The sequence below is a fragment of the Micromonospora sp. NPDC005413 genome (assembly GCF_040606435.1).
Taxonomy (GTDB): domain Bacteria; phylum Actinomycetota; class Actinomycetes; order Mycobacteriales; family Micromonosporaceae; genus Micromonospora.
Genome location: NZ_JBEXEV010000065.1, coordinates 1 through 10149 on the forward strand (window position 1 = coordinate 1; position 10149 = coordinate 10149).

The 10149-nt window shown below is 70.2% G+C and carries 10 protein-coding genes; 5 read left to right on the forward strand and 5 right to left on the reverse strand.

Annotated elements, in window-relative coordinates:
• Positions 1 to 477: hypothetical protein (locus ABZS37_RS32240; protein ID WP_355175308.1), on the forward strand; the 477-nt coding region annotated here is incomplete at its 5' end.
• A gap of 94 nt (positions 478 to 571) precedes the next feature.
• Here ABZS37_RS32240 and ABZS37_RS32245 read toward each other — a convergent pair.
• Together ABZS37_RS32245 and ABZS37_RS32250 are read right to left on the reverse strand one after the other, a co-directional pair.
• Complete coding sequence (locus ABZS37_RS32245) at positions 572 to 2044, reverse strand: MFS transporter (RefSeq protein ID WP_355175310.1); 1473 nt, start codon at positions 2042 to 2044, stop codon at positions 572 to 574.
• A 55-nt stretch (positions 2045 to 2099) separates the two neighbouring features.
• The gene (locus ABZS37_RS32250; protein ID WP_124823326.1) at positions 2100 to 2336 is read right to left on the reverse strand and encodes a hypothetical protein; all 237 of its coding nucleotides are present in this window, start codon (positions 2334 to 2336) and stop codon (positions 2100 to 2102) included.
• A 147-nt stretch (positions 2337 to 2483) separates the two neighbouring features.
• Here ABZS37_RS32250 and ABZS37_RS32255 point away from each other — a divergent pair, with 147 nt between their 5' ends.
• Together ABZS37_RS32255 and ABZS37_RS32260 are read left to right on the forward strand one after the other, a co-directional pair.
• On the forward strand, positions 2484 to 3641 hold the full coding sequence (locus ABZS37_RS32255; RefSeq protein ID WP_355175312.1) for a geranylgeranyl reductase family protein: 1158 nt from the start codon (positions 2484 to 2486) through the stop codon (positions 3639 to 3641).
• Between the two features lie 103 nt (positions 3642 to 3744).
• Entirely contained in the window at positions 3745 to 3918 is a 174-nt protein-coding gene (locus ABZS37_RS32260) for a hypothetical protein (RefSeq protein WP_355175314.1), read from the forward strand.
• A 57-nt stretch (positions 3919 to 3975) separates the two neighbouring features.
• On the opposite strand, the gene ABZS37_RS32265 is transcribed toward ABZS37_RS32260, so the two are convergent.
• Positions 3976 to 5766, reverse strand: coding sequence for a 5'-nucleotidase C-terminal domain-containing protein (locus tag ABZS37_RS32265; RefSeq protein WP_355175316.1), 1791 nt, complete (start codon positions 5764 to 5766; stop codon positions 3976 to 3978).
• A gap of 216 nt (positions 5767 to 5982) precedes the next feature.
• Between ABZS37_RS32265 and ABZS37_RS32270 the strand changes: the two genes are divergently transcribed.
• Positions 5983 to 6783, forward strand: a complete 801-nt coding sequence (locus ABZS37_RS32270; protein ID WP_355175324.1) for an SDR family oxidoreductase — start codon at positions 5983 to 5985, stop codon at positions 6781 to 6783.
• Positions 6784 to 6963: 180 nt separating this feature from the next.
• On the opposite strand, the gene ABZS37_RS32275 is transcribed toward ABZS37_RS32270, so the two are convergent.
• Together ABZS37_RS32275 and ABZS37_RS32280 are read right to left on the reverse strand one after the other, a co-directional pair.
• Positions 6964 to 7623 (reverse strand): nucleotidyl transferase AbiEii/AbiGii toxin family protein, encoded by a 660-nt coding sequence (locus ABZS37_RS32275; protein ID WP_355175318.1) that lies wholly within the window; start codon positions 7621 to 7623, stop codon positions 6964 to 6966.
• Entirely contained in the window at positions 7620 to 7961 is a 342-nt protein-coding gene (locus tag ABZS37_RS32280) for a hypothetical protein (protein WP_355175320.1), read from the reverse strand. Before ABZS37_RS32280 ends, ABZS37_RS32275 begins: the two co-directional genes overlap by 4 nt.
• A gap of 1139 nt (positions 7962 to 9100) precedes the next feature.
• On the opposite strand from ABZS37_RS32280, the gene ABZS37_RS32285 reads away from it, so the two are divergent.
• On the forward strand, positions 9101 to 9655 hold the full coding sequence (locus tag ABZS37_RS32285; RefSeq protein WP_355175322.1) for a hypothetical protein: 555 nt from the start codon (positions 9101 to 9103) through the stop codon (positions 9653 to 9655).
• Positions 9656 to 10149: the final 494 nt, after the last annotated feature.

The following is a 10149-nucleotide window of genomic DNA, read 5'->3' on the forward strand; positions in this document are numbered from 1 at the left end:
GCCGCCCACGCCAACCCGGTCGATACCAAGCCGGTAGCGGTCGCGGTGCAGACGGCCAAGCCGCAGGGTGACCAGTCCCGGATCACCCTGAACGACGAGCAGACCACCAACGTCAAGGCCATCATCGCGGCGACGAAGAAGGCCGGTCTGCCGGAGCGGGCCGCGGTCATCTCCATCGCCACGAGCCTGCAGGAGTCGAAGCTGGAGAACCTGGGCCACCTCGGCGACAAGAATGACCATGACTCGTTGGGTCTGTTCCAGCAGCGTCCGACCAGTGGTTGGGGCACGCCGGAGCAGATCACCGACCCCGCCTACTCGACGGCCGCGTTCCTCAAGGGCCTGAAGCAGGTCGACGGGTGGCAGGACATGCCCCTGACCGTCGCCGCGCAGACCGTGCAGGTCTCGGCCTACCCGGATGCGTACGCCCAGTGGGAGCAGCAGGCCACCGACCTGGTCGGCCAGCACTGGAACAGCTGACCCACCGAACTAGACCCGCTGGCCGGCACCCCAACCCGGGGTGCCGGCCAGCGGCATGTCCGGCGACCGTGCTGGCGGCGTACCCCTGGGGTTGTCAGGTCTTGCCGTGGTTGTGTGTGCGGCGGATATCGATCAGCGCGGCGATCAGCGCGAGCGCGATGATGCCGGTGGCCAGCATGAGGGACCGTTCGAAGGCGCTGGTCCAGTTGCCGCGGCTGTCGGACAGCGACGAGAAGAACACCGAGCCGACGGCCGCGATGCCGGCTGCGGCTCCGATCCGCTGACCGGTCTGGAGCATGCCCGCGCCACTGCCCGCCTGCTCTACCGGCACCTCGGCGAGGGTGAGCGTCTGATTGGGGGCGATCACCAGCCCGCTGCCGATGCCAGCGACGAGCAGTGGGCCGGCGGTGACCCAGGGCGCTGGGGCGTCCGGCGCGAGGTGCAGCGCGATCACCGTTCCCGCCAAGCCGACCACCACGGCGAGCAGGCCGATGGCCACCAGTGGCCGGCCGAAGCGGTTGACGATCCGTCCGCCCAGCACGGAGGCGGCGGCCGAGCCGAGGGCGAACGGTGTGATGGCCAGGCCGGCGACGAGTGCGCTGTAGCCGAGGCCGTTCTGCAGGAACAGGGTGAAGATGAAGAAGATCGCGGTGAAGCCACCGAAGTAGACAAGCGCGATGAGCGACCCCAGCGTGTACGACTGGAAGGTGAACAGCCGTAGGTCGAACAGCGGTTCGCGGTGCCGTGCGTACCATCGCTCCCACAGCCCGAAGGCGAGCAGCACCGCGAGACCGGCCGGAATGAGTGCCCACTTCCACGGGGTCCGCCACTGCTGCTCCTGCACCAGTGGCAGCAGGACCAGGACCACGCCCACACCGAGCAGCAGCACGCCGACCGGGTCGAGTCGGCGCGGGTCCGGTTGCCCCTTGGGGCGGTTGGGCAGCAGCCGCCAGCCGAGGAACGCCGCGAGGATGCCGACCGGCACGTTGACGAAGAAGACCCAGCGCCACCCGTGTTCCTCGCCGCCGACGGCGATGAGGAGCCCGCCGATCAGTGGGCCGACGGCGGTGGAGATTCCGATGGTGGCGCCGAGCAGCCCGAACGGGCGGGCCCGTTCCGGCCCCCGGAACAGCTGCTGGATGAGCCCGATGACCTGCGGGTTGACGATGCCGGCGGCGGCGCCCTGAAGCAGTCGGGCGGCGACCAGCCACGTCGGGGAGGTGGCGAGGCCGGCGAGCGCGCTGGTCACGGTGAACAGTGCGATGCCGAAGACGAACGCGTTGCGCCGCCCACGGGCGTCGCCGAAGCGCCCGGCGGGCACCAGCGCCAGACCGAAGGTGAGCGCGTACCCGGAGAGGATCCACTGGAGGTCGCTCGGCGAGGCGTGCAGCGCCCGGTCGATGGACGGCACCGCGACGTTGACGATGCTCACGTCGAGCAGCGTCATGAACGCGGCGACCAACCCGACGCCGACGGCCTGCCAGCGTCGCCGATTCTCGGCCGCGTCCACTGGCTGCGGCGTTTGCGCCGCACTCATCGTGCCCCCCGTTGACCGTCGATCACGCATTGCTGACCGCTACCCGGGTCACCGGGGGGCGAATCGTCTCGGATGGCTCCGCGGGTCACGCCATCTGGCGGGCGCAGAACCGGGGACCGAAGTCGAGGCCCGCCATCGGCGAGTCCTCGCGGTGCAGCAGGCCCTTCTCGGTGAGCAGGTGCAGTGGGCTGCCCACCTGCTCTCCGGTCAGCCCGGACTCCTCGGCGATCAGGTCCGGGTACGGCACCTGCCCGCGCGCCTCAAGGGTGGTGACCGCCTGGTACACCCGTTGCTCGGCCTCCGACAGTTGCACCTGCTGCATGGTTTCCTCCTTCGCTCGTCCGCCATCGCGGTGGCGGTTGCCCTGCGCCGTTTACCCCCTTGCTGACCGAAGATGCGCACCCGATCGGGCGGTCGGGACGGTGCGCGGGAACCGCTGTGCTGTCCGGTGGTGCCCTAGGCTGCTTCCGTGATCGTCTGGGATCTCGTCGTCGTCGGCGCCGGCCCCGCCGGGCTCTCGGCGGCACACGCCGCCGCCCGCGCTGGTGTCCGCACCCTGGTTGTCGAGCGGGCCGCGCATCCGCGGTACAAGACCTGCGGCGGTGGCCTGATCGGCACCTCCCTGGCGGCCGTTCAGGATCGGATCGAGGTGCCCGCACACGACCGGGTGGACCGGGTCACGTTCACCCGTGACGGCCGCCGGGAGTTCACCCGCCGCAACGACGGTCCAGTGGTGACCATGGTGCGTCGTGAGGAGTTCGACGACCGGCTGCGCGCGGCGGCGGTGGCCGCCGGCGCGCAGATGCGTGAGCGGGTCGGTGTCCGTGCGATCGAGCAGGACCTTGAGGGGGTACGCCTGCGGCTGGCTGACGGTACGACGATCGCGGCCCGCGCGGTGATCGGGGCGGACGGCTCCTCGGGAGTGACCGCCCGGCACGTGGGGGTTCGGTACCGGCAGGTGGACCTGGGTCTGGAGCTGGAGGTTCCGGTGCCGCCAGTGGAGCAGGAGCGCTGGCGAGGGCGGCTGCTGCTGGACTGGGGTGCGATGCCGGGCTCGTACGCCTGGGTCTTTCCCAAGGGCGACCGGTTGACCGTTGGCGTGATCGCGGCTCGGGGCGCGGGGGAGGGGACCCGGGACTACCTGCGGCGGTTCGTCGACCGGTTGGGGTTGACCGGGTTGCCGGCGGAGCACGACTCCGGTCACCTGACCCGCTGTCGTACGGAGGATTCGCCGTTGCGCACCGGCCGGGTGCTGGTCGTGGGGGATGCGGCGGGGCTGCTGGAGCCGTGGAGCCGGGAGGGCATCAGCTTCGCGTTGCGCTCCGGTGGGCTGGCCGGTGCGGCGGTTGCCGGCGGTGATCTGGCCGGGTACGAGCGGGCGGTCGCCGAGCGCCTGGTGCCGGAGATGCGGGCGGGGTTCCGGCTGCTCGACGTTTTCACCCGCCGCCCGGACGTGTTCCACGCCCTGTTGGCGACCCCGCCGGGCTGGCGGATGTTCGTCCAGTTCTGTCAGGGCCGGGCGAGCTTCGACGAAATGCTGCACCGCCGGCCCATTCGGGCAGCCCTCGCGCTGCTCGACCGGCTACCCGACCCGCGCAGGCCCGTCGCCTTTCACCCAGGATCCTAGGATGCTCTACGCGGTGTGAGCGCCCCGACCCAAACGTCGAGCAGACTGCTGGTGCGGGGTGGCCCGGTCGCCGGACAATGGCGGGGAGCAGCAGGAGGTGCCGATGGCCGAGCAGCCGTTCACCGATGACGAGTACGCGTTCCTGCGCCACGTACGGTTCGGGGAGTTGCCGCCCGCTGTCCGTCCCGACGAGCGGGTCGCCCTGACCGAGACCGATCCCGGGCGCGACCGGCCGGAGAAGGCCGAGGACCCGGTCCGCTGGAATGTGCAGGGCTGAGAACGCGCAACGGGCCGCGGGTGTCACCACCCACGGCCCGTCCGCGTCGCGCTGAGGTCAGAAGACCGGCACGCCCTCGCGGACCAGCCGCCAGTTGGGCTGGAAGAAGTCGGCCGGGTCGATCGTCCCCTTGGCCTGCGCCCAGTCGATGAGCAGCTGACGGATCTCCTGCTGCGCGTTGTAGACCTGGGTCTTCACGATGCCGGGGAAGTTGCCGCCGCCGCTGCGCCGGTAGTTGTTCACCGCCACCACGAACTGCGCGTTGTCGGCCACCGGAGTGTCGGTGCCGGGCAGTACGAGCCGGGTGATCCGCTGCCCCACCGGCTTGGAGATGTCGATGTCGTAGTCCAGGCCGGAGACGACGTCGTAGTTGTAGTCCGGCACCGCTGGATCGCTGATCTGCTCCGGGTCGACCGTGGCACCCGGCGCGAGGGTGCGGAAGTACTTCGCCGAGTACTCCAGGTACGCGCGCACCTCGGCGCCGCTGAGCACGACCGCCTCAAGGGTGTTGTCGAACACGTACAGGCCGGCCACGTCACGGATCTTGACGTCACCGGCGGGGAAGACCGCGGTACGGCTGAACGGCGCCGCGATCGACAGCACCGGCAGGTCCGCGTACGCGCTGCCGGCCAGCGCCGCGCCGACCACCTCGGTCTGCACGTGATTGATGAAGTCCAGGATCGGCGTGTCCCTGTACCGCGACTCCGCCGCCGACAACTCGACCGTGGACTGGGCGACGACCTGGTTGACGTACGCCACGGTCTTCTGGTGCTGGGCCCGCACGGCGGCGAGCACCTTCGGGTCCTCCACCACCGTGTTGGTGTTCAGCATGGACGCGGCCTTCTTGGTGATCGTCCACCGGCCGCGCTCACGGGCGAGGGTGAAGTCCATCCGGGTGAGCCGCTGGCCCCACTTCGACGGCTCGGAGAGCAGCACCTGCGCGCCCGTCCGCTCGTTGGTGACGAACTTCTCCACGACCTCGTTGTGCGCGTGACCGAAAAGGATCGCGTCGATCCCCGGCACCTGCTGGGCGATCAGCGCGGTGGGGTTCTCGTTGGGCAGCTCCGGGCCGTAGCTGGAGGTGCCGCTGTCCCCGCCGTGCGCCGAGATCAGCACGATGTCCGCGCCGCGAGCCCGCATGATCGGCACGTACTTCGCCGCGGTGGCGATCATGTCGTCGAACCGCAGCCGGCCCTCGACGTTGCCCTTGTCCCAGATGGCCACGCCGGGATTGGTCAGCCCCAGGATGCCGACCCGCAGGGTCGGCGCGGCGAAACCGAGGGAGACCTTCTTGATGACGTACGGCAGGAAGGCCGGCTTGCCGGTCTTCGCGTTGACCGCGTTCGCGGCGAGCGCCGGGAAGCCGAGCTGACGGATCCACAGGTCCAGCAGCGGCAGACCATAGTTGAACTCGTGGTTGCCCAGCGTCACCGCGTCGTAGTCGATGATGTTCATTGCCCGGGCCATCGGGTGCTTCTCCCCGGTGGCGGTGATCGGCTCCTGCTTGGCGTAGTACGTGGCCAGCGGCGTGCCCTGGATGGTGTCGCCGGCGTCGAGCACCAGCGTCGCCTTGCCGCGCCGCTCCCGACGGATCTGGTTGATCAGGGTCGCCAGCTTCGCGACGCCGATGTCGTTCTGCTTGCTGTCGTCGTACTCGGCGTCGCGGTAGTAATCCCAGTTGTAGACGTTGCCGTGGGTGTCCGACGTGCCCAGGAGGGTGAGGTCCCAGGTGCGTGACCGGGCTGCGCCGGCCGCCTGCGCGGGCGCGGCGGCGATCAGCGGGGCGGTCGCCGCCGCCGCGGCGGCGACGAGCACCTGACGACGCGACGGGCCGGAAGGAGAGGTCATGACGTGCCTTTCCATGGGGGTGGAGGCGCCTCGTGGGTGCCTCGCGCACCATAACCACCAGGGGGCACTCCCGCCACGGCAGCCCCGACCGTTACTGCGGTTTCCGCAGGCGACCGCAGGGTAGGGCGGTAGGAACCCGCTTCCGTGCAGCACGAGGAGATGTCCGTGAGCGACCAGCACACCCAGCAGCAGTCGCCGCCCGGCTCGACCGGGGACATGACCCCGAAACCGGACCACGGGGAAGAGTCGTACCGGGGCAGCGGCAAACTCGACGGCAAGCGGGCGCTGATCACCGGCGGTGACTCGGGGATCGGCCGAGCGGTCGCGCTCGCCTTCGCCCGGGAGGGCGCGGACGTACTCATCTCGTATCTCAGCGAGGAGGAGGACGCCGACGCCCAGGAGACCATCCGGCTGGTCGAGGACGCCGGCCGGCGGGGCGTCGCGGTACGCGGTGACATCACCGACGAGGCGCACTGCCAGGAGTTGGTCGATCGGGCGGTGCGCGACCTGGGCGGCCTCGACATCCTCGTCAACAACGCGGCGTACCAGATGTCGCAGGACAAGGGCATCCTCGGGATCAGCACCGAGCAGTTCGACCGGGTGCTCAAGACCAACCTGTACGCGATGTTCTGGCTCTGCAAGGCCGCCATCCCACACCTGACCGAAGGCGCGGCGATCATCAACACGGCGTCGATCCAGGCGTTCGACCCGTCACCGCAGTTGCTGGACTACGCCACCACCAAGGCCGGTATCGCCAACTTCACCAAGGCCCTCGCCGCCGACCTGGCCGAGCAGGGCATCCGGGTCAACGCGGTCGCACCCGGACCGGTCTGGACGCCGCTGATCCCGGCCACCATGCCCGAGGAGAAGGTGAAGCAGTTCGGCACCGACACCCCGGCGGGTCGCCCCGGCCAGCCGGCGGAGCTGGCTCCCGCGTACGTCTTCTTCGCCTCGCAGGAGTCCAGCTATGTCACCGGCGAGATCCTGGGCGTCACGGGCGGCCGACCGACCAAGTGATCCACCGCCGGGCTCTCCTCGATGGCGTCGACGATGGCCCTGGGCGTTCTCTGGGGTTGCCCGCCCGGCGGTGCGGCTCGTTGCGGTGGATCGTGCGTTCGGCGTTGGCGCGTCGGGTGGCGAGTCGCGCGTCGCGCGTGGCGTGGCGGCGCGTGGCGCGTGGCGCCTGGCGTGTTGACGTCAGCGCGGCCATGCGGCGAAGCGCTGCCGGATCTGGGCGACGTCGGCTGGGCCCAGGCCGTAACGGCCGAAGCGCTGCTCGGACAGCCGGTCCAGGTAACGGCCAGCGGCCCGCACGTCCACCGGATCCAACGCGGGGTCGACCTGCCGTGCCAGCACCAACAGCTCGGTCACGTCGTAGTGCTCCAGGGCCGCCGCCACGTCGATGAAGTCCCGGACCTCCCGCCGGTTGACCAACGCCGCGATCTTGTTGGCCACCAGGTCGCGGACGTCCATCACCGGGCCGAGGTCCATCACCACCGGACTCTGCTGCCGGTCCAACCGGGCAAGGCTCAGCCGGATCTCACGGCCGTCACGGCTCACCACGAAGTCCTTCATATCCCGGCCGTACCCGTCGAACAGCTCGGCCAGGTCACTGTCGGGGTCGGCATCGCTGACCATGAACCCAGCCTGCTCCAGCGCCACGCGCACCCCGGCGGACGCCGCCGCGGCAGCGCCCTCCACATCGGCGAAAAGATCAACATCCTCCGTCGGGCGGGCAACCATCCCGTGCGCCGCCCAGGCCACCCCGCCACCCAACACGAACCGGTACGGCCCGGCGGCGGCCAGCGCCACCCGGGCCACCTCCCGGTAGAACTCGTGCAGATGAGGCCCGATCACGCCGCGCGCAGGCCGCGGTGCCGGCTCTCCCACGCCTGGCGTACGCCCCGGGGCAGGTTCAGGAGCCGCCACACCCGGCGCAACGTCCGCCCGTTGATCAGGACGCGTAGGTCCTCGGCGCGGGTGGTCTCGCGGAGCACGTTCTCGTACATCCAGAGCAGCTGGTCGCGGTCACCGAGGTCGAAGGTGCGCTCGGCGTTCCACATCAACCGCACCGGCAGCTCCACCACGCCCCGGGTGGGACCCGCCAGCTCGGCGAGCGTCCTCGCCACCACAGCAGGGCGACCCGGACGGGCCAGGAAGGCCACGCCGGTCGCGGTGGGGGAGAGGACGTGCATGCTGCCAGGGTAACGCCCACCGGAGCCGGTGTCGCTCAGGACGTTCCCAGCGGGCTGCTGCCACACTCCCGGCACCTCTGACTGTGCGGCCTGGTCAGCGCGGTTATCGCCGGGTCGCCGGTCCGGCTCGGTTGTCGAGCGTCGCCTGGTCAGCTCTGTTGTCGTGCGTCGCCGGTCCGGCTCGGGTTGTCGCCGGGTCGTCCAGTCCGGCTCGGTTGTCGCGGCTCGCCCGGTGCGCTCGGGTTGTCGCGCGTCGCCGGTCGGGCTTGGTTGTCGAGGGTCGCCCGGTCCGCTCGGGCTGGCCACCTGCGACCCCGATCCGGCTCGGTTGTCGGGGTCGTCTCGGTGCGTCGGATTCGGCCGTCCGCGCCGGCTGGCCACCTGGCGACCCCGGGGACTCCACACACCTCGGCCGGGTGTTTTGTCTTATTTGCAGGGGGCGCAGTGGTCGCGGACTCATGATCGACACGACGTCGGCGATGTGGGGGTGTCCGGGGCGTGTGATGCCCCGACGTCGGCGATATGGAGTGGATCATGCTCGTGGTCGGTGTCTGAGGCGCCGCCCGCTGGGTTATGTGGGTGGTTTGTCCGGTCCCGGCCGCCTCTGGGTTGTGACCGGTCGCACCCGTGGCCTGGAATCATGGCCGGCTCGGGGTCGTTACATACCCTGACGATCGCAGCACCACGGCCCGCCACCCCGCGCCTCGGGCTTGGAGCGCCGACCCCTCGGGGTTGGAGCGCCGACCCCTCGGGGTTGGAGCGCCGACCCCCCAGGCTTGGAGGCCGACCCCCGGGGTTGGAGTGCTGACCCACCGGGGTTGGAATGCTTGGCTCCGCCCGGTCGTTGCAGCCACCTGCGAACGACCGCCCGGTCACCGCTTCCTTGTGGGTGGCGGTGGATGGGCCACCCCCGGAATGACTCCCGGCCCTCGGTCGTTACACCTGGACCCGGCGCCATGAGCCCTCCGCTCGTAGGCCGCCGACCCCGGCGCCCCAAGCCACCCCCGGCCTTAGGCGCCGAACCCCCCAAAGACTTTTCCCTGATTTTTGATGCGCCCGGACGAGGTGCTCACACCCTGCACGCCGGTTCCCCGTTTTGTGGCGGCTGGGTGTCCTTACCCCCGAAGGAGCTAACTCTCATGAACACGATCATTCGTAAGAGTGTGTTGTCTGTTGCTGGTCTCGCGTTCGCCGGTGGTGTCTTCGCCGGTCCGATCGCCGCCCACGCCAACCCGGTCGATACCAAGCCGGTAGCGGTCGCGGTGCAGACGGCCAAGCCGCAGGGTGACCAGTCCCGGATCAATCTGAACGATGAGCAGACCGCTAACGTCAAGGCGATCATCGCGGCGACGAAGAAGGCTGGTCTGCCGGAGCGGGCCGCGGTCATCTCGATCGCCACGAGTCTGCAGGAGTCGAAGTTGGAGAACCTGGGTCACCTCGGCGACGCCAACGACCACGACTCGTTGGGTCTGTTCCAGCAGCGTCCGACCAGTGGTTGGGGTACGCCGGAGCAGATCACCGACCCGGCCTACTCGACGGCCGCGTTCCTGAAGGGTCTGAAGCAGGTTGATGGGTGGCAGGACATGCCCCTGACCCAGGCCGCGCAGACCGTGCAGGTCTCGGCCTACCCGGATGCGTACGCCCAGTGGGAGCAGCAGGCCACCGACCTGGTCGCCCAGCACTGGAACAGCTGACCTCCACACACGCACCACCGCATGACCTAGAGACCGCTGGCCGGCACCCCAACCCGGGGTGCCGGCCAGCGGCATACCCGAGCCTGCACCCCGGCGCGGTTTGATGGCCGCACCCGACGCGCTGGGCGGTGCGGGAGGCGGATGACCTTGCCCAACTGGCGGCCACTCGCAGATCTTGGACAGTTCCGTCAGTAGGGCGGGCACTGTCCCAAGATCTCGTGCGGCGCGGCCGTGGGGTGGCGCGGCAGTCTGACCCGGAGGGGAAGTTGCCTCGCGGCGCGATCGTCGGTGCGGCCGTGGGGTGGCACGGTGGCGCCGTGGCGCTGAGGGGTGCGGCGGCGGTGCGGCGGCGGCGGGACGGCGGTGGGACGGCGGTGGGACGGCGGTGGGGCGGTGCGGGGAACAAGGTGGGGGCCGGGCTGGTTGTGGACAGTGTCGGTGTGACTCAGTGTCCCCGGGCCTCACCTAATATTGCCTTCGCGGAATACCGTTCG